The sequence below is a fragment of the Pseudonocardia sp. EC080619-01 genome, from assembly GCF_001420995.1.
Lineage (GTDB): Bacteria > Actinomycetota > Actinomycetes > Mycobacteriales > Pseudonocardiaceae > Pseudonocardia.
Map to the genome: position 1 here is coordinate 3,982,578 of NZ_CP012184.1, position 22,919 is coordinate 4,005,496.

18 protein-coding genes and 1 tRNA gene are annotated in these 22,919 nt (G+C 74.2%); 14 read left to right on the plus strand and 5 right to left on the minus strand.

Annotated features, from left to right (window positions below; translation table 11 throughout):
• Positions 1-116 precede the first annotated feature (116 nt).
• Complete coding sequence (locus AD017_RS18635; protein WP_060574957.1) at positions 117-1,415, plus strand: hypothetical protein; 1,299 nt, start codon at positions 117-119, stop codon at positions 1,413-1,415.
• A gap of 13 nt (positions 1,416-1,428) precedes the next feature.
• On the opposite strand, the gene AD017_RS18640 is transcribed toward AD017_RS18635, so the two are convergent.
• Positions 1,429-3,213: a phosphatidylglycerol lysyltransferase domain-containing protein gene (locus AD017_RS18640; protein ID WP_145984066.1), complete on the minus strand. Its 1,785-nt coding sequence runs from the start codon at positions 3,211-3,213 to the stop codon at positions 1,429-1,431.
• 133 nt (positions 3,214-3,346) lie between these two features.
• Between AD017_RS18640 and AD017_RS18645 the strand changes: the two genes are divergently transcribed.
• Positions 3,347-4,066, plus strand: a complete 720-nt coding sequence (locus AD017_RS18645) for a DNA alkylation repair protein (RefSeq protein ID WP_060574958.1) — start codon at positions 3,347-3,349, stop codon at positions 4,064-4,066.
• Positions 4,067-4,075: 9 nt separating this feature from the next.
• Here AD017_RS18645 and AD017_RS18650 read toward each other — a convergent pair whose 3' ends face one another.
• The 4 genes from AD017_RS18650 to AD017_RS18665 all read right to left on the minus strand — a co-directional run bounded on the left by AD017_RS18650 (position 4,076) and on the right by AD017_RS18665 (position 6,407).
• Positions 4,076-4,678, minus strand: a complete 603-nt coding sequence (locus tag AD017_RS18650; RefSeq protein WP_060574959.1) for a TetR/AcrR family transcriptional regulator — start codon at positions 4,676-4,678, stop codon at positions 4,076-4,078.
• A gap of 145 nt (positions 4,679-4,823) precedes the next feature.
• Positions 4,824-4,895 (minus strand) — tRNA-Arg (locus AD017_RS18655).
• A 61-nt stretch (positions 4,896-4,956) separates the two neighbouring features.
• Positions 4,957-5,625 (minus strand): DUF305 domain-containing protein, encoded by a 669-nt coding sequence (locus AD017_RS18660; RefSeq protein WP_060574960.1) that lies wholly within the window; start codon positions 5,623-5,625, stop codon positions 4,957-4,959.
• Positions 5,622-6,407 (minus strand): DUF3105 domain-containing protein, encoded by a 786-nt coding sequence (locus tag AD017_RS18665; protein WP_060574961.1) that lies wholly within the window; start codon positions 6,405-6,407, stop codon positions 5,622-5,624. The genes AD017_RS18660 and AD017_RS18665 overlap by 4 nt, the downstream gene beginning before the upstream one ends.
• 134 nt (positions 6,408-6,541) lie before the next feature.
• Between AD017_RS18665 and argS the strand changes: the two genes are divergently transcribed.
• The 12 genes from argS (at position 6,542) to AD017_RS37450 (ending at position 22,531) form a co-directional block, all read left to right on the plus strand.
• Positions 6,542-8,191, plus strand: coding sequence for an arginine--tRNA ligase (gene argS, locus AD017_RS18670; protein ID WP_060576468.1), 1,650 nt, complete (start codon positions 6,542-6,544; stop codon positions 8,189-8,191).
• Between the two features lie 5 nt (positions 8,192-8,196).
• Positions 8,197-9,651 (plus strand): diaminopimelate decarboxylase, encoded by a 1,455-nt coding sequence (gene lysA, locus AD017_RS18675; protein WP_010241978.1) that lies wholly within the window; start codon positions 8,197-8,199, stop codon positions 9,649-9,651.
• Positions 9,652-9,758: 107 nt separating this feature from the next.
• Complete coding sequence (locus AD017_RS18680; RefSeq protein WP_010241979.1) at positions 9,759-11,165, plus strand: homoserine dehydrogenase; 1,407 nt, start codon at positions 9,759-9,761, stop codon at positions 11,163-11,165.
• 223 nt (positions 11,166-11,388) lie between these two features.
• A complete protein-coding gene (gene thrC / locus AD017_RS18685) occupies positions 11,389-12,405 on the plus strand; it encodes a threonine synthase (protein WP_238592009.1) in 1,017 nt (338 codons plus the stop codon).
• Entirely contained in the window at positions 12,405-13,307 is a 903-nt protein-coding gene (thrB, locus tag AD017_RS18690; RefSeq protein ID WP_010241981.1) for a homoserine kinase, read from the plus strand. Before thrC ends, thrB begins: the two co-directional genes overlap by 1 nt.
• Before the next feature lie 308 nt (positions 13,308-13,615).
• A complete protein-coding gene (gene rho / locus AD017_RS18695; RefSeq protein WP_060574962.1) occupies positions 13,616-15,859 on the plus strand; it encodes a transcription termination factor Rho in 2,244 nt (747 codons plus the stop codon).
• 130 nt (positions 15,860-15,989) lie between these two features.
• Positions 15,990-16,214 carry a 50S ribosomal protein L31 gene (rpmE, locus tag AD017_RS18700; protein ID WP_010241986.1) on the plus strand — a complete coding sequence of 75 codons (225 nt, stop codon included), beginning with the start codon at positions 15,990-15,992 and terminating at the stop codon, positions 16,212-16,214.
• A 105-nt stretch (positions 16,215-16,319) separates the two neighbouring features.
• On the plus strand, positions 16,320-17,396 hold the full coding sequence (gene prfA, locus AD017_RS18705) for a peptide chain release factor 1 (protein ID WP_010241988.1): 1,077 nt from the start codon (positions 16,320-16,322) through the stop codon (positions 17,394-17,396).
• A gap of 85 nt (positions 17,397-17,481) precedes the next feature.
• Positions 17,482-18,357 (plus strand): peptide chain release factor N(5)-glutamine methyltransferase, encoded by an 876-nt coding sequence (prmC, locus tag AD017_RS18710; protein WP_060574963.1) that lies wholly within the window; start codon positions 17,482-17,484, stop codon positions 18,355-18,357.
• 108 nt (positions 18,358-18,465) lie between these two features.
• Complete coding sequence (locus AD017_RS18715; RefSeq protein ID WP_010241991.1) at positions 18,466-19,128, plus strand: L-threonylcarbamoyladenylate synthase; 663 nt, start codon at positions 18,466-18,468, stop codon at positions 19,126-19,128.
• A 61-nt stretch (positions 19,129-19,189) separates the two neighbouring features.
• Complete coding sequence (gene glyA, locus AD017_RS18720; RefSeq protein WP_060574964.1) at positions 19,190-20,473, plus strand: serine hydroxymethyltransferase; 1,284 nt, start codon at positions 19,190-19,192, stop codon at positions 20,471-20,473.
• 36 nt (positions 20,474-20,509) lie between these two features.
• Positions 20,510-22,531, plus strand: a complete 2,022-nt coding sequence (locus AD017_RS37450; protein WP_369821679.1) for a hypothetical protein — start codon at positions 20,510-20,512, stop codon at positions 22,529-22,531.
• Positions 22,532-22,919 lie beyond the last annotated feature (388 nt).

Sequence of the window (22,919 nt, forward strand, 5' to 3'; positions counted from 1 at the left end):
TGTGGCCGGTCGGTCCGGCGGTCCGCCGGATGGTTCCTTCCCGGGAGGGCTCCCGGGGCCCTCCCCGCACACTCCCGGCACGGAGGCGACCGGCCGCCGGGGAGAGGGGGCCACCGGTGGAACGCACACGGCCGGACGACGAGGGCCACGCGGGGGACGGGGACGCCCCCGACGCGCGGCGGGACGGGACCGCGGAGGGGTCGGCCCCGTCCCGCGGGCCCGTCGGGGAGTCCGCTCCGCCGACGGTCACACCGTCCCAGTCGATGGTCCCCCCGGAGCGGGCGGCGGCGCTCCCCTGGTGGGAGCAGGCGGGCACGGGCGGTGCCTCCGCGACCGGCCGGACGGTGCCGGCCGGCGCGGCCGACGGACCGCCCGACACCGGTGGGCTGCCGCCCGGGCCGGACACCGACGGGCCGTCGGCCGGCCCCGCACCGCGTCGCCGCCGGGCGCGCGCTCTCGTGATCGTCCTCGTCGCCCTGCTCCTCGCCACCGCGGCGACCGTCGCCTGGTTGCAGTGGCCACCGAGTACCCCGGACGCGGTCGCGGAGGCGGCAGCGGACGTCCGCGGCTGGGACGGTGTCACCTACCGCGCCCGGCTGACCCAGCCCGGCACCGGACCCGTCGACGTCGAGCTCACCAGCGACGGCAGCGGGGACGTGTACGGCACCCTCACCCGGCCCGGTGGCGGCCGTGCGGAGTACGCCCGGGTCTCGGGCACCGAGGTGCTGAAGGGTGCGTCGGACTGGTGGCGGCCCGAGAAGGACGGGGCGGTCAAGGCGTCCCGGCTGTCCGGCTACTGGGTGACCCCGCCTGCCGCGGTGACGGCGTGGCTGGCCCCGGCCGTGCCGCCGTCGGTGACCGGGCTGGCCGGCGACCTGACCGGTGCGGGCGGGGCGCCGCCCGCGTACGCCGAACCGGGGGAACGGGAGATCGACGGTGCGCCCGGACGGGTCGTGTCCTGGCCGGGGCGGGAGATCGTGCTGTCCGGTGGCCCGGAGCCGCGGCTGCTCTCCGTGGTGCCGGCCGGGTCGCCCGACCCGACCGGGATCCGCGCGGCACGGCCGGCACCCGGTGCGGTCGGCGCGGTGGGACGGGGCCCGGACCGGGTCTCCGACGCCCGGTCCTACGACTCCCTGTTGTACGCACCCGGCGCCGTCGACCCGGTGACCCGGCAGCTCCCCGACTGCTTCACCCCGCAGTGTCCGACGCCGTTCGAGCTGGTCAACAGCGGTGGGTTCGAGGCGAGGGGGACCGCGGTACTGGTCGTCGACGGGACCGAGTCGGGCCGGGTCCCGTTCCGGCTCGCGGCGGGCGCGCGGCGGGGGTTCGAGCTGTCGTTCGCGAACCGCGCGATCCAGCAGGGCAGGGACCGGGTCGACGTCTCCTACCGGATCCGGATCGATCCGCTGCCCTGACCGGACACGACGGTCACCGGCGCAGCAGCCGCTGCACCGCCGGTGGTCGTCCGCCGAACCCCTCCGCCTCCAGCACGACGAACAGGATCCGCGGCAGGTCCCGGACGGCCGGGAACAGCACGTAGCGCGGGTACCAGGCAGGCCGGAACTTGGCGTTGAACCGGTAGAGCGAGTCGATCTGCCACCACCGCGACGCGATCCGCAGCAGCCGCGCCCAGGTCCGCGCCACCGGTCCGGCGCCGATCCGCTCGCCCCGTTCGAGCGCGGAGCGGAACACGGCGAAGTTCAGCGACACCCGCGTCACGCCGAGCCCCGGCGCCGCCGCCAGGAGCTCGGCGATCATCAGCTCGTTGATGCCGTTGTCCGCGCCGGCCGCGCGGACCATCAGGTCCAGCGAGAGGCCGTCGGGACCCCAGGGGACCAGCTGCAGCATGCCGGTCGGCTCGCCGTCGCGGAGCGCGGTGACGACCACGGCGTCCGGGTCGGCGGGGTCCGCGACCCGCGACGACGCCATCGAGAACCCGCGCTCGTGGTCGTCGCCGCGCCAGCGGTGCGCCCGCTCGGCGATCGCGGCGAGCTCGTCGGGGGTGTGCTCGGAGAGCCGCGCGACGGTGACCGTGTGCCCGCTCCGCTGCATCCGGGCGACCGTCTGCCGGACCCCGCGCATCGGGCGCCCGTCCAGGGTGAAGGTCGCCGTGTCGAGGACGGCCTCGTCGCCCAGCTCCAGCGCGTCCAGCCCGGCCTTCGCCCACGCCGTCGCACCGCGTTCGGAGCAGCCCAGCACGGCGGGCGACCAGCCGTAACGCGTGTACTGCCCGAGGAACTCCTCGATGGCGCCGGGCCAGGCGCCGACGTCGCCGACCGGGTCGCCGGAGGCGAGCGCGACCCCGGCCAGCACGCGGTAGGACACCGCGGAGCTGCCACCGTGGGAGAACACCGCCGCCTTGTCCCGGCGCAGCGCGAAGTAGCCGAGCGAGTCCCCGCCGGGCCGGCCGAGCAGGGAGCGCAACTGCTGCTCGTCGCCCGGTTCCAGCGACGGCCGCGGCTCCGGTGAGCGCAGCAGGTGGTACCCCGCGGTGACGACGGCGACGACCCCGAAGGTCAGCCCGGCTGCGGCGGTGAGATCGTCCAGCCAGGCCGCGCCGGGCACGAACGCCACCGGGCCGGTGACACCGATCAGGGAGAGACCGGCGTGCGCGGCCTGCGCGGCGACCGACGGGTCGTCGAGCAGCCGTCGGGGATTGACGGCGAGCAGCACCCAGACGACGAGGAACCCGGACAGCCCGAACTGGACGAAGGACCGCACCGCGCGCCCCGGCCCGCCCGGATCCTGCCGCGCGACGAAGTGTCGCCGGGTCGCGAGCAACGCCACCAGCAACGCTCCCACCAGCACGGTCGGGGCGAGGCCGCGCCGCTGGTCCAGGACGTGCACGACGTTGACCACGACGAGGACGGTCGTGACCCCGGTCGCGACCCACCACGCGCGCTGCTTGCGCCGCCGCAGGCCGGTGGCGAGGAACAGCAGGCCTGCGCCCGCCACCGTCGTCACGACGAGCGCGGCCAGGCCGACGCCCGCAGGCAGACCGAGTGTGCTGCGCAGCTCTCCGCCCAGCAGGCGGCGCGGAGCGGGGAGCACCGCGGAGACGACGGTGAGCAGCCCGACGATCCGGGCCGCCCATACCACCGCCCGGACGACGGCGGCCTCCGACAGCCGTCGCCGCCGCGCGTCCGCATCGGGGCGTGGAGGGGCGACGCGCCCGGCATCGTGGCGGTCCCCGTCGAACTCGGCCCCCGACACGCGATCCTCCCGTCCCCCGGGCCCGGTGGCGCGTTCCGGGACGTCCCGGAAGTCGCCGGTGGGCGCCGCCAACCTAGACCGGTCCCGGTGGCCGGGCGCCACCCGGTCGCCGGTGGGCGGGCATCATCGTGGGGTGCCGGTCGACGAACTGCGGGCCGCCCTGCGTGCGCGGGCCGCCCCGGACGCCGTGGCCGGGATGCAGCGCTACTTCCCGGGCGGCGTGCGGGCGCTCGGCGTGGGCAACGGCGAGGTCCGCGCACTGGCCTACGCCGACGTCCGCGCCCACCCCGGATCGGCGGCCGAGCTGATCGACCGGGCCGAGGCCCTGCTCGACGGCGCCGAGTACCACGAGGAGGTGCTCCTGGCGTTCGCGCTGCTGCACCGCGCCGCCCGGCGGGAGCTCGACGCGTCGTTCCTCGACCGGAGCCGCGGCTGGCTGGAGGGCCCGGTCGGGAACTGGGCGCAGTGCGACGACCTCTGCCTGAAGCTCCTGCACCCCTACCTGCTGGGACGTCCCGAGCTCGTCGCGGACACGGCCGCCTGGACCGGCTCGTCCGGGCCCTGGGCCCGTCGGGCGTCGTGCGTCGCGGTCGTGAAGCTCGCCGGTCCGAGGAGCGCGCAGCCCCTGCCGCTCACGGACGTGCTCGACCGCGCCGACGCGCTGCTCGACGACCCGGACGGCTACGTGCAGAAGGGGGTCGGCTGGGTGCTGAAGGTGACCGCGCAGGCGCACCCCGACGACGTCGTGGACTACCTGCGGGCCCGGCGGTCGCGACTGCGGCGGGACACGTTCCGGTACGCGGTCGAGAAGCTGGACCCGGTCACGCGGCGGGAGCTGATGGCGCTGCGGTGACAGCCGGCGTCAGCGCACGAGCGCGCGCAGCGTGTCGGTGAAGACCGCGGTGACGGCGGCCCGGTCGACCTGCTCCGGGTCGGTGCCGTACTCGAGGGCCAGCCCGAGCCGCAGCGACTGCAGGGTCAGCGCGAGCTGCTCCGGCGACACCGTGAGCTCCAGACCGAGATTCTCGCAGGCCGTCGCGAGGGTGGCGGCGAGCTCGTCGCGCAGGCTGCGGCGCACCTCGACGTAGACGTCGCGCACGTCGGGATCGTGGCCGGCCTGCTGGGCGATCTCCACGAGCAGCCGCGCCCAGGTGCCCTGCTCGACGATCCCGGTGGCGAAGACCTCCGCGATGTCCTCGAGTGCTCGTTCCGGACGCCCCTTGGACCGGATCTCCTCGGTGCTCGTCGCGAGCTGGGCGCGGACACGCTGCTCGATGAGCTCCGCGAGCAGCGCGTGCTTGCCCGCGAAGTTGGAGTACACCGCACCCTTGGTGAACCCGGCGGCGTACGCGATCTCGTCGAGCCGCGCGGCGGCGAAACCGCGGTGGGCGAACACCTCCGCCGCCGCGTCGAGCAGGCGGCGGCGGACCTCGTCGCGCTTGACCCGGGGGACCGGTCCGGTCACGGCGTCCGGCCTCGTCGTGTGTCCATGTCCCGCAGGATACCCGCGGTATCGAGTTCGACCGGCGCCGGAGCGCGCGTGCGGCAACGAGAACGGCCCCTCACCTGATGGACCAGGATGAGGGGCCGATTCGATGTGGCACTCGATGTGCCCCCGGCAGGATTCGAACCTGCGCTCCCGCCTCCGGAGGGCGGTGCTCTATCCCCTGAGCTACGGGGGCCGTGCAACAGGGAGAACACTAGCGCACCACCCCACCCCCTCCACACGGGGGGTGGTGATCGTCAGCTCATCGGGAGCGGCTGCGCTCCGCGCTCCGACAGCAGGCCGCGCATCAGCTCGGACTCGGCCGTCTGCGCGCTCAGCATCTGCTCGGAGAGGTTGCGGACCTCCGCGGTCTGCGCGTGGTCACGGCCGTACTCGAGCATCGACACCCCGCCCTCGTGGTGGCGCAGCATCAGCTGCAGGAAGACGACGTCGAGCTGCTGCCCGGCCGGCGTCGCACGCATCCGGGCGAGGTCCTCGGTGGTCGCCATCCCGGGCATCTGCGCCATGCCACCGCCGTGCTCCGCGTGACCGCCGTGGCCCGCGTGCGCGTCGGCCATCCAGGCCATGTGGCCGTCGGTGGGCAGGTTGGGCGCGTTCCACAGCCCCAGCCAGCCCTGCATCCGGCCGATCTGCTGGTTCTGCAGGCTCTCGATGTCGAACGCGAGCTGCCGGACCCTCGGCTCGGCGGCGCGGTCGCGCTCCCACGAGGCCATCTCGACGGCCTGGCGGTGGTGCACGGTCATGTCCTGGGCGAAGCCGACGTCGACCGAGCCCGGCTCGGGCACGTAGGGCCCGAAAGCCCCGCGCACGGCGAACCCGGCGACCAGCACCGCCGCGACGGCGAGCACGGCGAACGTGACGGTCAGCGGGTTCCGCCAGGCGGACCGCTCCGGGGCGGGGCTCACTGGCCCGGGACCACCGGGTCGGGGGCGGGGGCGCCGCCCGGGTTCGCGCCCTCGTTCTCCGGGAACACGGTCTGCTTGTCGACAGCGGTCTGCGGCGGGATCGGGGCGAACGGCGGCGGGTTGTCCTGGTCGAAGCCCTGGGCGCCGAGCGCGTCACACGACGCGCCGACCTCGGGGTGGGTGAAGCGGTTGGTCCGCAGCGACCGGATGAACTGGTCGATCCGCTCGTCCTCGGCGTCGGTCAGCTTGAGCTGGTGACCCCAGGACTGCAGGGAGATCGGGGAGTCGAGGCCCGGGTAGGGCGACATCACCGTGTACGGCTGCCCCTCGACGCGCTGACGCAGCGACCCGAGGGCGGCCTCGTCGACCTGGTCCGGGTTGTAGGTGATCCAGATCGCGCCGTGCTCGAGCGAGTGCACGAGGTTCTCCGAGCGCACCGGCTGGGGGTAGATGACGCCGTTGCAGGCCGCCCAGAAGCCGTCGTGCGCGCCGCCGAACGGCGGGCTGTGGGTGTAGGCGACCGACTGGAACCCGAGGACGTGCTGCAGCCCGGGGTACTCCTGGCTCACGATGCCCTCGATCGCCAGCGACGGGTCGCGGTTCTCCTCGCTCGGGGTCCACTGCGCGTTCTGGCCGCGCTGCAGCAGCGGGTAACCGATGAACCCGGCGGTCAGGGCCACGATGACGACGACGGCCGCGACGGTCCCCCAGGGGATCTGGCGCTGGTTCACCGCCCCCACCGACGGCGGACGCTTCTTGCCGGACGACTTGCCGCTGGCCATGCGGGGATCCTGTTCGTGGTCGGCGGGCGGGCCACCGAGTCTAGGGACGCCCGGCCGGGGCTCCGTCCACCACCCGTGGACCGGGGCCGATACCAGCATGAAGGTGCCCGCGGTCACCTCCTAGAATCCCGATGGTGAATCCCGACGTTCTCGCCGATCTGGTCCGTGACGTCGCGCGGGACGTGCTGACCCGACGCGACCTGGACGTCTCCGCGCTGCCCGCGGACGCCGGCGTCGAGCGTCCCCGCAACCCCGAGCACGGCGACTACGCCACGAACATCGCGCTGCGCACCGCCAAGAAGGCCGGTGTGAACCCGCGCGAGCTCGCGACCTGGCTGGCCGAGGAGCTCGCGACCCGCGACGGCGTCGCCGGCGCCGAGATCGCCGGCCCGGGCTTCATCAACCTGCGGCTGGCCGCGGACGCGCAGGGCGCGATCGTCGGCGAGGTGCTCGCGCAGGGCGAGCGCTACGGCACCGGCGACGAGCTCGCCGGCACCCGGATGAACCTCGAGTTCGTCTCGGCCAACCCGACCGGTCCGATCCACCTGGGCGGCACCCGCTGGGCCGCCGTCGGCGACGCGCTCGGCCGGGTGCTGGTCGCCCGCGGCGCCGACGTCACCCGCGAGTACTACATCAACGACGCGGGCGCCCAGATCGACCACTTCGCCGCGTCCCTGATCGCCGCCGCCACCGGCGCGCCCACCCCGGAGAACGGCTACGGCGGCGCCTACATCGGCGAGATCGCCGAGCGGGTGGTCGCCGCCGAGCCCGGCATCCTGGACCTGCCCGATGCCGAGCGGCACCAGGCGTTCCGCCGGACCGGCGTCGCGCTGATGCTCGAGGAGATGCGCCGGTCGCTGCACGAGTTCGGCACCGACTTCGACGTGTGGTTCAGCGAGCTGTCGCTGCACGAGTCCGGCGCCGTCGAGGACTCGGTCCGGCAGCTGAAGGACGACGGCAGCCTCTACGAGAAGGACGGCGCCTGGTGGCTGCGCTCCACCGAGCAGGGCGACGACAAGGACCGGGTCGTCATCAAGAGCGACGGCACCCCGGCCTACGTCGCCGGTGACATCGCCTACCTGCGGGACAAGCGCGGCCGCGGGTTCGACCGGTGCCTCTACATGCTCGGCGCCGACCACCACGGCTACACGGTGCGGCTCAAGGCGGTCGCCGCGGCGTTCGGCGACGACCCGTCGGTCGTCGAGGTGCTGATCGGCCAGATGGTCAACCTGATCCGCGCGGGCGAGCCGGTCCGGATGAGCAAGCGGGCCGGCACGATCGTCACCCTGGAGGACTTCGTCGACGCGGTGGGTGTCGACGCGGCACGCTACTCGCTGGTGCGGTCCTCGGTGGACTCGACGCTGGACATCGACCTGGACCTGGTGTCGAGCCGGACCAGCGAGAACCCGGTCTTCTACGTCCAGTACGCGCACGCCCGCCTCTCGTCGCTGGCCCGCAACGCGGCCGATCTCGGCGTCGAGCCGGGTGACGGCTACGGCCTGCTCGTCCACGACCGCGAGGGCGACCTGATCCGGACGCTCGGCGAGTTCCCCGACGTCGTCCGCACGGCGGCCGAGCTGCGGGAACCGCACCGGGTGGCGCGCTACCTGGAGTCGCTCGCCGGGGCCTACCACAAGTTCTACGACTCCTGCCGCGTCCTGCCCCAGGGCGACGAGGAGATCTCCGACCTGCACCGGGCCCGGCTGTCGCTCTGCGGCGCCGCCCGACGCGTGCTCGCCAACGGGCTCGGCCTGCTCGGTGTCGGCGCGCCCGAACGGATGTGACACCCATGCGCGCTCACCCCGCCGGCCCGCTGCACGCCGGCATCACCCCCGCACCCGAGTCGGCCGGCCCGCGCCCGGAGTCGGCCGCCGCGATGGACGCCCTCGCCCCGGCCGTGTGGCCGCGCGGCGCGGCCCGCGGCGACGACGGCGCCCTGCGGATCGCCGGGACCGACGTCCGCGATCTCGCAGCGGCCCACGGCACGCCGCTGTTCGTGCTCGACGAGGCCGACTTCCGCTCCCGCTGCGCCGAGTTCGCCGCCGCGTTCGGGGCGTCCGCCGTGCACTACGCGGCCAAGGCGTTCCTGTGCACCGAGGTCGCCCGCTGGGTCGCGCAGGAGGGGCTGTCGCTCGACGTCTGCTCCGGCGGCGAGCTGGCCGTCGCGTTGCGTGCCGGGTTCCCTCCGCCGCGGATCGCGTTGCACGGCAACAACAAGTCCGTCCCGGAGCTGGCGGCGGCGGTGGACGCCGGTGTCGGCGGCGTCGTCGTCGACAGCTTCGACGAGATCGCCCGCCTGGAGGCCGTCGCGGCCGAGCGGGGCGTGACGGCGCCGGTGCTGATCCGGCTGACCGTCGGCGTCGAGGCGCACACCCACGAGTACATCGCGACCGCGCACGAGGACCAGAAGTTCGGCTTCTCGATCGCCGCGGGCAGTGCAGGCGAGAAGGACTCGGCGGCGATCGAGGCCGCCCGCCGGGTGGTCGCCGCGCGGCACCTGGAGCTGGTCGGGCTGCACAGCCACATCGGCAGCCAGATCTTCGACACCGAGGGCTTCGAGGCCGCCGCCCGCCGCGTCGTCAAGGTCCTCGCCGACCTGCACGCCGAGCACGGCACGGAGAACCTGGCCGCGCTGCGCACCCTCGACCTGGGCGGCGGCATCGGCATCGCCTACCGCCCCGGCGAGGTGCCGCTGTCCATGCCGGCGCTGGCCGAGGAGCTGCGCGCGATCGTCAAGCGCGAGTGCGCGGCGTCCGGGCTGGACGTCCCGGCGATCGCCGTCGAGCCGGGCCGGGCCATCGCCGGGCCGGGCACCGTCACCGTCTACGAGGTGGGGACGATCAAGGACGTGCCGCTGGGCGGGTACTCCCGGCGCTACGTCAGCGTCGACGGCGGGATGAGCGACAACATCCGCACCTCGCTCTACGACGCCGAGTACGACGTCCGGCTGGTGTCGCGATCGTCCGAGCGGGACTCGGTGCCGGGCGGCGACGAGCCGGTGCTGTCCCGGGTGGTCGGCAAGCACTGCGAGTCCGGTGACATCGTGGTGCGCGACTGCTGGCTGCCGGCCGATCTCGCGCCGGGTGACCTGCTGGCGGTCGCGGCCACGGGTGCGTACTGCTACGCCATGGCGTCCGGTTACAACCGGCTGCCGCGGCCCGCGGTCGTCGCGGTGCGCGAGGGGGCCGACCGGACCCTGTTGCGCCGCGAGACACTGGAGGACCAGTTCCGGTTCGAGGTGTGAGCGATCCGCGGGCCGGGTGACAACGGCCACCCGGCGCTGCCCGGGAGGGTCTGACCAGGAATGATCGGCGCCCGCTGAGGGGTGGGCGCGGTACTCGAGGAGGGCACGTGGCGAGCGGCGAGGGCTCCGTGGGACCGGCGGCCGTCCGGGTGGCGCTGCTGGGCTGCGGCACCGTCGGCACCGAGGTGGTACGTCTGATCACCGGGCAGGCCGACGACCTGACCGCGCGGGTCGGTGCCCCGGTCGAGCTGGTCGGCGTCGCCGTCCGGCGGCCGCACCGGCACCCGTGGTTGCACGAGAACTTCGGGCACCTGGTGACCACCGACGCGTCGGAGCTGGTCACCCGCGACGACGTCGACGTCGTCGTCGAGGTGATCGGTGGCATCGAACCGGTGCGTGGCTGGTTGCTGGAGGCGTTGAAGGCCGGCAAGTCGGTGGTGACGGCGAACAAGGCACTGCTGGCGGAGGACGGGCCGACGCTGGCCGAGGCCGCGGACGCGTCCGGCGCCGACCTGTACTACGAGGCCGCGGTGGCCGGTGCCATCCCGCTGCTGCGGCCGTTGCGCGAGTCGCTCGCGGGGGACCGGATCACCCGGGTCGCCGGGATCGTCAACGGCACCTCGAACTTCATCCTGTCGGCGATGTCCGCCGGTGGGACCTCCTACGCCGACGCGCTGGAGGAGGCCACCCGCCTCGGGTACGCCGAGGCGGACCCGAGCGCCGACGTCGACGGCTACGACGCGGCCTCCAAGGCCGCCATCCTGGCCACACTGGCGTTCCACACCCGGATCACCGCGTCCGACGTGCACCGCGAGGGCATGCGCGAGGTCAGTTCGGCCGACGTCGCCGCCGCCCGCAGGCTCGGCTGCACGATCAAGCTGCTGGCGATCTGCGAGCGGGTCGTCGACACCGCCGCGGACGGCACCGCCACCGAGTCGGTGTCGGCCCGCGTCTACCCGGCGATGGTCCCCGAGTCGCACCCACTGGCCCGCGTCGACGGCGCCTTCAACGCGGTGTTCGTCGAGGCCGAGGCCGCCGGCCAGCTGATGTTCTACGGCCAGGGCGCCGGCGGTGCGCCCACCGCGTCGGCGGTGCTGGGTGACCTGGTCGCGGTCGCCCGCAACCGGGTCGGCGGCGGACGCGGGCCGCGCGAGTCGGCGTACGCGAGCCTGCCGGTCCGCCCGGTCGGCGAGGTCCCGACCCGGTACCACGTCGACCTGGAGGTCGCCGACCGTGAGGGTGTGCTCGCCGCGATCGCCGGCGAGTTCGCCCGGCACGGCGTCTCGATCGCGGCGGTCCGGCAGACCGGCGGGGTGAACGGCTCCGTCGACCGGCCCGACGGCTCGGACCGCAGCCAGGCCCGGCTCACGGTCGTCACGCACTCCGCGCCGGAGGCGGCACTGGCCGCCACGGTCTCCGCGCTGCTCGATCTCGACCACGTCCTCGGTGTGGCCGGTGTGCTGCGCGTCGAGGGACTCGGCCGTGCGGTCAGCGCACTGGGCATGGGCGAATGAGCCCGGAGCCGGTGCGCGCCGTCGCGCCGCGACCGGAGGAACGGTGCACGATTTCCGGCTGCCGCCGGAGGAACACGGGAGGCGACCGGCGATGACCGGCAGCGTGCAGAACGTCCGGGGGCCGGCCGCCGGCCGTCCGGATCTCGCGGCGCAGGTGGCGGGCGCGGTCGCGCCCCCGCCGCCGGGCCACTGGCCCGGGATCATCGAGGCGTACCGGAACCGGATGCCGGTGCAGCCGGACTGGACCGTGGTGACCCTCGGCGAGGGCGGCACCCCGCTGCTGCCGGCCCCGCGGCTGTCCGAGCGGACCGGCTGCCAGGTGTTCCTGAAGGTCGACGGGGCGAACCCGACCGGGTCCTTCAAGGACCGCGGGATGACGATGGCGGTCACCGCGGCACTCGCCGAGGGCAAGCAGAGCGTGCTCTGCGCCTCCACCGGCAACACCTCGGCGTCGGCGGCCGCCTACGCGACCCGGGCCGGGATGACCTGCGCGGTGCTGGTGCCGCGCGGCAAGATCGCGCTCGGCAAGCTGGCCCAGGCCGTCGCGCACGGGGCCCGCATCCTGCAGATCGACGGCAACTTCGACGACTGTCTGGAGCTCGCGCGCAAGACCACCGCGGACTATCCGGCGATCGCGCTGGTCAACTCGGTGAACCCGACCCGGATCGCCGGGCAGGCGTCGGCCGCCTACGAGATCTGCGACCAGCTCGGGCAGGCCCCCGACATCCACTGCCTTCCGGTCGGCAACGCCGGCAACATCACCGCGTACTGGCAGGGCTACCGCGGCTACCACGCCGACGGCGTGATCTCCGAGCTGCCGCGGATGTTCGGCTTCCAGGCCGCGGGTGCCGCGCCGCTGGTGCACGGTGCTCCGGTCACCGAGCCGGAGACGATCGCGACCGCGATCCGGATCGGTGCCCCGGCGTCGTGGAAGGGGGCGACCACCGCGCGCGACGAGTCGGGCGGGCGTTTCGCCGCCGTCACCGACGACGAGATCCTGACCGCCTACCGGATGCTCTCCGCCGAGGAGGGCGTGTTCGTCGAGCCGGCGTCGGCGTCGAGCGTCGCCGGGCTGCTGCAGTCGCACGCGGACGGCTCGCTGCCCACCGGGTCGCTGGTCGTCTGCACGGTGACCGGGCACGGCCTCAAGGACCCGGACACCGCGCTGCTCACCGCGCCGGACCCGGAGATCGTCCCGATCGACCCTGGCGCCGTCGCGGCGGCCCTCGAGCTGGCCTGATGGGACGTCCGACGCGCGTCCGGATCCGCGTCCCGGGTTCGACGGCGAACCTGGGGCCCGGTTTCGACTGCCTCGGGATGGCGCTCGGCCTGTACGACGAGATCGACGTCGAGGTCCAGCCGACCCCCGGGGTGTTCGTGGACGTCGCGGGGGAGGGCTCCCGGTTCGTCCCGCGCGACGAGCGGCACCTCGTCCTCCGTGCCATGCGGCAGGCGTTCGAGGTGTTCGGCGGGGCCCCGGTGGGGCTGCGGCTGCGCTGCACGAACGCCGTGCCGCACTCGCGCGGGCTGGGCAGCTCGGCGGCCGCCGCCGTCGCGGGCGTGACGGCGGCCGCGGTGCTCTCGGGGCACGACCACGAGCTGGAGCGCGACGCGGTCCTGCAGATCGCCGCCGGGATGGAGGGCCACGCCGACAACGCCGCGGCCAGCCTGCTCGGCGGGTTCGTGGTGGCGTGGGAGGTGCAGGGCTCGGCCCGCCGCTTCCACGCGGAGAAGCTCGACGTGCACCCGGACGTGCGACCGGTCGCCCTCGTGGCCGGGACCGAGTCCTCGACCAAGACCACCCGTGGGCTGCTGCCCGAGCAGGTCCCGCTGGGGGACGCGGCGTTCACCGGCAGCCGCTGCGCGCTCGCCGTGCTGGCGATGACCCGGCGACCCGAGCTGCTGCTCGCGGCGACCGAGGACCGGCTGCACCAGCCCTACCGGCGGCCGGCCTACCCGTCGTCGTTGCGGCTGGTGGAGGCGTTGCGCAGCCACGGCGTCCCGGCCGCGATCTCCGGCGCCGGGCCGACGGTCCTCGCGCTCACCTCGGACGGGACGGTGCCCGCCGACGTCGACACCGACGGTTTCGCGGTCCGCGCGCTGCCGGTCGACACCGACGGCGTCCGCGTCGAGATCGTCTGACGTGAGCAACGCGACCCGGTTCGTCGGCGCGTCGCGGTGGGGGGTTGTTGCCGCCCAGGGGCGATACGTCTAGTCTCGCCGGTGCATGGCGATCCACGCGACATCGGCGTAGTCTTGCGGCCGGGCCCGCTCGCCCGATCTCCTTTTCTGACTGGACTCGGAATCCCGAACGGGCGGCCTGACTCCCACGACGTCGTTGTGGGCACCATCTTTGTGAATGCTGCCGGTGCGGGCTCTCCGCGCCGGTCGAGCGTGCGACATTTTCCCTGACCTGGACAGGACAACCGGGTCGGTCAGGAAGGAACTCTGTGAGCGAGACCGATCTCGCCGGTACCGGGACCGCGTCGAACGAGGCGGCGCCCCGCCGTCGCGGTGGCCTGTCCGGCATGGTGCTGGCCGAGCTGCGTCAGCTGGCCACCGAGCTGAACGTCCCGGACATCTCCGGTATGCGGAAGGGCGATCTGATCGCCGCGATCAAGGAGCGTCAGGGCGGCGCGGCCGCGCCGGCGCGCAAGTCGCGGTCGAAGGCCGGTTCCGACGGCGCCGAGACGCCGCAGCTCCCCCTCGGCGACACCGGTGCGGACACCACCGCGCCCGCCGCCAACGGCTCCGGTGGTGCGGCGAAGCCCGCCGCCACCGAGGAGGCCCCCGCGCCGCGCACCCGCCGCCGTCGTGCGGCGACCCGGCCCGCCGGTGCCCCCGAGTCGGCTGCCGAGCCGGCCGACGCCCCCGCGAGCACGCCCGCCGAGGCCGCTCCCGTGACGCCGGCCGCCGAGGCCGTGAAGGCCCTGACCGCCGAGAGCGCTCCGGCCGAGGCCCCCGCCACGACGGACCGCGAGCCGAAGACGGGCGACGACCGCAACGACGACGGCCAGGACGGCGGCGGACGCCGTGCCCGCACCCGGCGCCGCGGCGGCCAGGGTGGCGACGACGCCCCGCGCGACGGCGGCCGGGACGGCCAGAAGGACTCCGGCCAGAAGGACTCCGGCCAGAAGGACTCCGGCCAGAAGGACCCGGGCGAGAAGGACCAGGGCCGGAAGGACGCGGGCCAGCGCGACGCCGGTCAGCGCGACGCGCAGTCCGACTCCGGTTCCGACGACGGCCGTGACGGCGGCCGCGGCCGCAACCGCAACGACGGTGGCAACGACCGCAACAACGACCGCAACAACGACAACGGCCGCGGCGGCAACGACCGCAACGACAACGGCCGGGGCGGTCGCAACCGCAACGACGACAACGACGGCGGGCGGAACAACCGCAACCGCAACCGGAACGACAACAACGACGACCTGGACGACGACGGCGACGGCCGCGGCCGTCGCGGGCGCCGCTTCCGGGACCGTCGCCGGGGCCGGGACCGCGAGCGCACCGGCGGGGGCGGCGGCAACGTCGACACCGAGATCCGCGACGACGACGTCCTGCTGCCGGTCGCCGGCATCGTCGACATCCTGGACAACTACGCGTTCGTGCGGACCACCGGCTACCTGTCCGGCCCGACCGACGTCTACGTCTCGATGTCGATGGTGCGCAAGAACGGCCTGCGCCGCGGTGACGCGATCACCGGTGCGGTCCGCCAGCCCCGCGAGGGCGAGCAGCAGCGCCAGAAGTTCAACCCGCTGGTGCGGGTCGACACCATCAACGGCCGCGACCCCGAGTCCGCGCGCCAGCGTGCCGAGTTCACCAAGCTGACCCCGCTCTACCCGAACGAGCGGCTCCGCCTGGAGACCGACCCGACCCAGCTCACCACCCGGGTCATCGACCTGGTGATGCCGGTCGGCAAGGGGCAGCGCGCCCTGATCGTGTCGCCGCCGAAGGCGGGCAAGACGACGATCATGCAGAACATCGCGAACGCGATCACGACGAACAACCCCGAGTGCCACCTCATGGTCGTCCTCGTCGACGAGCGGCCGGAGGAGGTCACCGACATGCAGCGGTCGGTGAAGGGCGAGGTCATCGCCTCGACCTTCGACCGCCCGCCGTCGGACCACACCACCGTCGCGGAGCTCTCCATCGAGCGGGCGAAGCGCCTGGTGGAGATGGGGCACGACGTCGTCGTCCTGCTGGACAACATCACCCGTCTCGGCCGCGCCTACAACCTGGCCGCGCCGGCGTCGGGCCGGATCCTCTCCGGTGGTGTCGACTCGACCGCGCTGTACCCGCCGAAGCGCTTCCTGGGCGCCGCGCGGAACATCGAGGACGGCGGCTCGCTGACGATCTTCGCGACCGCGCTGGTCGAGACCGGGTCCACGATGGACACGGTGATCTTCGAGGAGTTCAAGGGCACCGGCAACGCCGAGCTCAAGCTGGACCGCAAGATCGCCGACAAGCGCGTCTTCCCGGCGATCGACGTCGGCGACAGCGGCACCCGCAAGGAAGAGCTGCTCATGTCGCCGGACGAGCACGCGGTGATGGTCAAGCTCCGTCGCGTCCTCTCCGCGCTGGACGACCAGCAGGCCATCGACCTGGTGCTCGACCGGCTCAAGAAGACCAAGACCAACATCGAGTTCCTGATGCAGGTCGCGAAGAACGCGCCCGGCAAGGACGAGGACTAGGTCGCAGGCCACGCACCCGGGCCCCGGTGGGAATTCCACCGGGGCCCGGGTGGTTGAATGGTCCGTCAGCTTCCCGGCTCCGGTTCACCCGCCCGTGCGGGACCCGGCGGCCACCGAGAGGAGAAATCCCATGCGCGAGGGCGTCCACCCCCAGTACGTCGACACCCAGGTCACCTGTGGTTGCGGCAACCAGTTCACGACCCGGAGCACCAAGGCGAACGGTGCGATCACCGTCGAGGTCTGCTCCGCCTGCCACCCGTTCTACACGGGCAAGCAGAAGATCCTGGACTCCGGCGGCCGCGTGGCCCGCTTCGAGGCCCGCTACGGGAAGCGCGGCGCCCGCGCCGGCCAGTAGCTCCCGTCACGGCGCCCGTCACCTCGTTCCACGAGGAGGCGGGCGCCGTTTCGCGTCTCCGGCCCCGGAGGCGCCCCCTCCCCTCCGGACGAAGGATCGCGCGCGATGGCCAGCCAGTCGGTCGACTCCCTGCTCGACGAGTACGCCGAGCTCGAGCAGCGCCTCGCCGACCCCGAGGTGCTGGCGGACCAGGTGCAGGCCCGCAAGCTGGGCAAGCGCTACGCCCAGCTCGGGCCGGTGGTGCGGTGCGCCCGAGACCTGGCGCAGGCCCGGGAGGACCGCGACGCGGCCCGTGAGCTGGCGTCCGAGGACCGGTCGTTCGCGGCCGAGGCGGACGCGCTCGACGTCCGGGTCGTCGAGCTGGAGACCGAGCTCGCCGAGCTGCTGGTCCCGCGCGACCCGCACGACTCCGACGACGTCCTGATGGAGGTCAAGTCCGGGGAGGGCGGCGAGGAGTCCGCGCTGTTCGCCGGGGACCTCGTCCGGATGTACACCCGCTACGCGGAGTCCCGCGGCTGGAAGGTCGAGCTGCTCGGCTCCACACCGTCCGACCTGGGCGGATTCAAGGACGTCACGCTCTCCGTGCGGTCCAAGGACCCCGCGCAGGGCGCCTGGGCGGCGCTGAAGTTCGAGGGCGGCGTGCACCGGGTGCAGCGGGTGCCGGTCACCGAGTCCCAGGGCCGCATCCACACCTCCGCGGCCGGCGTCCTGGTGTTCCCGGACGCCGACGAGACCCCGGACGTGGAGATCGACGAGAAGGACATCCGGGTCGACGTCTTCCGGGCGTCCGGCCACGGCGGGCAGAGCGTCAACACCACCGACTCCGCGGTCCGGATCACCCACCTGCCCAGCGGCATCGTCGTGAGCTGCCAGAACGAGCGCTCCCAACTCCAGAACAAGGCACGTGCGATGGACGTGCTGCGCGCCCGGCTGCAGGCCAAGGCCGAGGCCGAGGCCGCCGAGGCCGCCTCCGAGCAGCGCCGGTCCCAGGTCCGCACCGTCGACCGCTCCGAGCGGATCCGGACCTACAACTTCCCGGAGAACCGGATCTCCGACCACCGGGTCGGTTTCAAGGCGCACAACCTCTCGTCGGTGCTCGACGGGAACCTGACCGACGTGTTCGCCGCCCTCACCGCGGCCGACCGCGCCGAGGCGATGGCGGGGGAGAGCGGGGACGAGTGATCGCCCGCCCGTGTGATCTGCGGGTCCGCACCCGTGTCCCCGGTGCTGTCACGGGCGACACTGGGGCCGTGACCAGGAACGTCCGGTGAACCGGCTCCCGTTGCGGGTGGCGATCGCAGAGGCGGAACGCACCCTGGCGGCGTCCGGGGTGGCGTCGCCGCGGGTCGACGCGGAGCTGCTCGCCGCGCACGTCTCGGGCCGGAGCCGCTCCACGCTGCTGCTGACGCCCCTGGTCGACCCGGGCGTCGTCGAGGAGCTGAAGGTCCTGGTGAAGCGCCGGGCGACCCGGGAGCCGCTGCAGCACATCCTCGGCACCGCGGTCCTCGGCCCGGTCGAGGTCGCGGTCGGGCCGGGGGTGTTCACCCCGCGCCCGGAGACCGAGCTGCTCTTCGAGTGGGGCCTCGGTGCGCTCCGCGACGTGCGCCGCCCCGTCGTCCTCGACCTGTGCACCGGGTCCGGTGCGCTGGCGCTCGCGTTCGCGGTGTCCCGGCCGGACGCCGCCGTGCACGCCCTGGAGGCCGATCCCGCGGCACTGGTGTGGACACGCCGCAACCTCGACGCGCACGTCGGCCGGGGCGGGCGGCCGGTGACGCTGCACGCCGCCGACGTCCGCTGGCCGGACCTGCTCGTCGAGCTGGAGGGCCGGGTCGACCTGGTGGTCTGCAACCCGCCCTACGTCCCGGACGGGACGCCGGTCCCGCCGGAGGTCGAGCGGTGGGACCCGCCCGGCGCGGTGTTCGGCGGGCCGGACGGCACGGAGATCATCCAGGCGGTCGTGCGCGGAGCCACCGGCTGGCTGCGGCACGGCGGGGCGCTGGCGATCGAGCACGACGACACGCACGGCGACACGGTGCCCGCGCTGCTGCGTCGCCGTCGCACCCTCGCCGAGGTCACCGAGCACACCGACCTGACCGGCCGTCCCCGGTTCGTCACCGCCCGCCGGGTGCCGTTCCGGGACTGACCGCCGCCCCGGCCCGGGGGCCGGTCGCGCAGGTCGCCGTCCGTCCGCGGACCCCGACGGGAGAGCCGCCCCGCGCCGGGGAACCGGCCGGTCGTATTCTCGCGGATCGTGAGTGCACCTCAGACCCAGCCGCTGTTCGACTGCGGCCGACCGGCGGAGCGACAGCGCGGTCTGACCGCGGCGGCGCGGGCGGTCCGGTCCGGTGAGCTGGTCGTCCTCCCCACCGACACCGTCTACGGGATCGGCTGCGACGCCTTCAGCGGCACCGCGGTGCGGAACCTGCTCTCGGCCAAGCGCCGGGGCCCGGACATGCCGGTCGGCGTGCTCGTCGGGTCCTGGACGACGATCGACGGCCTCGTCACGTCGGTGCCGCCGTCCGCGCGGGCGCTGATCGAGGCGTTCTGGCCGGGTGAGGTGTCGCTGGTGCTGGAGCACGCGCCGTCGCTGGCCTGGGACCTCGGCAGCACCCGTGGCACGGTGATGCTGCGGATGCCGCTGCACCCGGTCGCCCTGGAGCTGCTGCGCGAGGTCGGCCCGATGGCCGTCTCCAGTGCGAACACCTCGGGCAACCCGCCGGCGTCGACGGTCACCGAGGCGATCACCCAGCTCGCGTCGAGCGTGCAGGTCTACCTCGACGGCGGCCCGTCCGGGGACCCGGTGGCGTCGACGATCGTCGATCTGACCGGCGTCCGGCCGCGGCTCCTGCGCGAGGGCGGGGTGTCTGCCGAGCAGGTCGCCGAGGTCGTCGGGCAGGAGGTCGACCGCCCCTGAGGGGTGAGCACGTGTTCAGGGGCACAGCCAGGGACGATCCTGGCGGGTAGCCTCTCCGCACGTGAGTGAGCAGACCTTCTGGGGCCCGGACTTCTCCGCACTGCAGCAGCAGGATCCCGAGATCGCGGGAGTCGTGCTGGACGAGCTGGACCGCCTGCGTGGCGGCCTCCAGCTCATCGCGAGCGAGAACCTGACCAGCCCGGCCGTGCTGGCGGCGCTCGGGTCGACACTGTCCAACAAGTACGCCGAGGGCTATCCCGGCCGCCGCTACTACGGCGGCTGCAGCGTCGTCGACGAGGCCGAGAACATCGGCAACGCGCGCGCCAAGGAGCTCTTCGGCGCCGAGCACGTGAACCTGCAGCCGCACTCCGGTGCGAGCGCGAACCTCGCCGCGTACGCCGCCTTCGCCAAGCCGGGCGACACCGTGCTGGCGATGGACCTCAAGCAGGGCGGTCACCTGACGCACGGCAGCAAGGTGAACTTCTCCGGCCTGTGGTTCAACGCGGTCTCCTACCTGGTGCGTGAGGACACCGAGGCCATCGACTACGACCAGGTCCGCAGCCTGGCCCGCGAGCACCGACCGAAGATCATCATCGCCGGTGCGACCGCCTACCCGCGCCTGATCGACTTCAAGATCTTCCGCGAGATCGCCGACGAGGTCGGTGCCGTGCTGATGGTCGACGCGGCGCACTTCATCGGCCTGGTCGCCGGCCAGGCGATCCCGTCGCCGGTGCCCTACGCCGACGTCGTCACCGCCACCACGCACAAGGTGCTGCGCGGGCCGCGCGGCGGCATGGTGCTGTGCAAGGCCGAGCACGCCAAGGCCATCGACAAGGCGGTGTTCCCCTTCTCCCAGGGCGGCCCGCTGATGCACGCGGTCGCGGCGAAGGCCGTCGCGATGCGGGAGGCGGCCCAGCCCGAGTACCAGGCCTACGCCCGCCAGGTCGTCTCGAACGCCCAGGCGCTCGCCAAGAGCCTGGAGTCCGAGGGCATGCGCGCGGTGTCCGGTGGCACCGACAACCACCTGGCGCTGATGGACCTGCGGCCGATCGGAGTGACCGGGTCCGAGGCCGAGACCCGCTGCGACCGGGCCGGCATCACGCTGAACAAGAACGCCATCCCCTACGACCCGGCCCCGCCGATGAAGCCGTCCGGCATCCGGGTCGGCTCGCCGAGCGTCACGACCCAGGGGATGACGGAGGCGGACATGGCCGAGGTCGGCGCCCTGCTGGCCCGTGCGGTGAAGGCCGAGCACGACACCACGGCGGGCGACAAGGAACTCGGTGCCGTCGCCGAGGCGGTCACCGCACTGGTCCGGAAGGCACCCGCCTACCCTCGGGGGTGACCTGACCCGAAGGCGGACCGGAGAGGCGCAGTCGACGTGCCGGTGGACCAGCTGAGCTACGGACTCCCCGTCCGTGAGTTCCTGCTCGTCGGCCTCGTCTCCGCCGTGGTGACGCTGCTGCTCACCGGGCCGGTCCGCATGCTGGCCCTCAAGGTCGGCGCCGTGGCCTGGCCGCGGGGTCGGGACGTGCACGTCACCCCGACCCCGCGGTGGGGCGGCCTCGCGATGTTCGGCGGGGTCCTCGCCGGCCTGCTGCTCGCGCTGCAGCTGCCCGCCCTGCGGCTGGCGTACTTCGAGGGCAGCACCGAGGTGATGGGCGTCGTCGTCGCGACGGCCCTGCTCGTCGGGGTCGGGATGCTCGACGACCGCTACGACCTCGACGCGATCACCAAGTTCGCCGCCCAGGTGACGGCCGGTGGCCTGCTGGTGCTCTACACCGTGCAGTGGTCCGCGATCTGGATCCCGCTCGGCGGTGGCGGGAGCGGCATCTCCGGCTCCTACCTGTTGCTCGGGCAGAGCCAGTCGGTGCTGCTCACCGTCCTGCTGACGGTCGGCCTGGTGAACGCCCTGAACTTCATCGACGGCCTCGACGGACTCGCCGCCGGCATCGGCATGATCACCACGCTGGCGACGGCCGTGTTCTGCGTCGGCCTGATCAGCGATAACGGGAACGATCCGGCGGCCTTCACCCCGGCCCTGATCGCGGTCGTGCTGGCCGGAGCCTGCCTGGGGTTCCTGCCGCACAACTTCAACCCGGCCCGGATCTTCATGGGCGACACCGGCTCGATGATGGTCGGCGTGATGCTGTCCGCGGCCATCACGAGCGCGTCGGGCCGGCTGACGTTCAACGAGACCGTCGGCCCCGGTGACATCTTCGCCCTGGTCTCGCCGGTCTTCGTGCTCGTCGGGATCGTGTTCATCCCGGTGCTGGACCTGATGCTCGCGGTGATCCGCCGGACCCGTGCCGGGACCAGCCCGTTCAGCCCGGACAAGATGCACCTGCACCACCGGCTCCTGCAGGTCGGGCACAGCCACCGCCGCGCCGTGCTGCTGGTGTACCTGTGGGTCGCGGTCATCGCGTTCGGTGCGGTCGCGCTCGCGCTCGTCCCGCAGACCGGGCTGGTCGTCGCGGCGACCGTCGTCGCCCTGATCGTCGCCTTCGTCGCGTCGGTGGTGCCGCACCGGTCCCGGCAGCGGGCCGCGGCGGCCGCGGCCCCGGCGGTCGTGCCGGTGGCCTCCGTCGACGACGAACCCGTCCCGGACCCGGTGCCGCCGGTGCCGGACGCCCTGACGGCCGGGTCCGGTGGGGTGACCGCCCCCGTCCGGCAGGACGTGGCGGGGGCCGGGCTGTCCGAGGTGGCGGGGCCCGGCCGGCACGAGGTCGCCGGGCCCGGCCGGCCTGACGTGGCCGGGCCGCACCGGCAGGAGACGCCGCGCGGATCCGGGCCCGTGGAGCCGGGCCGGGGGCCGGCGGGCCGCCCACCGATGCGGCGGCCGGCGGGGGCGTCCCCGTATCCGGCCACGCCCGGTCCACCGACGGACGGGGGCCGCGGGCCACGGGAACGGCGACCGGCACCGCCGCCCGCCGGCCCGCCCGGGGGACCGCAGCCGACCGGCGGGGCGCCGTACCCGGGCAACGGGACGCCGGCGCGCCCTGCGGGCGAGACCCCGGTGCCCGGACGCGGGGTGCCGCCGTACCGGCCGGGGGAGACGCCGGCACCCGGTGGTGGGGTGGCTCCGTACCGCCAGGGGGAGACTCCCGTGCCCCCGCACCGGTCCGGGGAGACATCTGCTCCCGGTGGGGCGGTCCCGTACCGCACGGGAGAGTCGCCGGCCCCCGGCCGAGGAGCTCCGCACCGCCGTCCCGGAGTGGATCCGGTGTCCGGCAACGGGACCCGGGCCCCAGGCACCGGACCCATGGGCCCGCGCCGGGACGCGTCCGCTCCCGGGACGCCGGAGGCTGCAGGGCCCGGCGGACCCGAGGAGCACACGGAGCAACCGACGGTCCCCACCCACGGGGCGCACCGCCGCCCCCACGACGACCCCCCGGCCCACTGACGACGCACCCCGTCGCCGCGCGACGCACCGCTTCGCCGCGCGACGCACCCCGTCGCAGGGTGGCGCACCCCGTCGCAGGGTGGCGCACCCCGTCGCAGGGTGGCGCACCGCTTCGCCGGGTGGCGCACCGCTTCGCAGGGTGGTGCACCCGATGCAACGGGTGCGCGGACCGGTCGAGGGGTGCGTCGACGGGGTTCTGACAGCGGCGCGGGGCGGGTGCCGGGAGCGTCGCCAGGTGATGGTCGCCGGCCCACGGGCCTGGGGCCGGCGAACGGGATGCACGTTCCGGCCCTCGCCGGGGCCACCGCGTGCGTCCCGATCGGCGGCGGTGGCGGAGCCTCACCGATGGTTCGGGTGTCCGCGGTCACCTCTGCCGGGCGAGCCGGGC

Coding starts and splice junctions, on each gene's coding strand:
- AD017_RS18665 (WP_060574961.1), bottom strand. CDS start 6,407: ATGGCCAGCGGCAAGTCGTCCGGCAAGAAGCGTCCGCCGTCGGTGGGG.
- lysA (WP_010241978.1), top strand. CDS start 8,197: ATGCGCGCTCACCCCGCCGGCCCGCTGCACGCCGGCATCACCCCCGCA.
- thrC (WP_238592009.1), top strand. CDS start 11,389: ATGCCGGTGCAGCCGGACTGGACCGTGGTGACCCTCGGCGAGGGCGGC.
- thrB (WP_010241981.1), top strand. CDS start 12,405: ATGGGACGTCCGACGCGCGTCCGGATCCGCGTCCCGGGTTCGACGGCG.
- rpmE (WP_010241986.1), top strand. CDS start 15,990: ATGCGCGAGGGCGTCCACCCCCAGTACGTCGACACCCAGGTCACCTGT.
- prfA (WP_010241988.1), top strand. CDS start 16,320: ATGGCCAGCCAGTCGGTCGACTCCCTGCTCGACGAGTACGCCGAGCTC.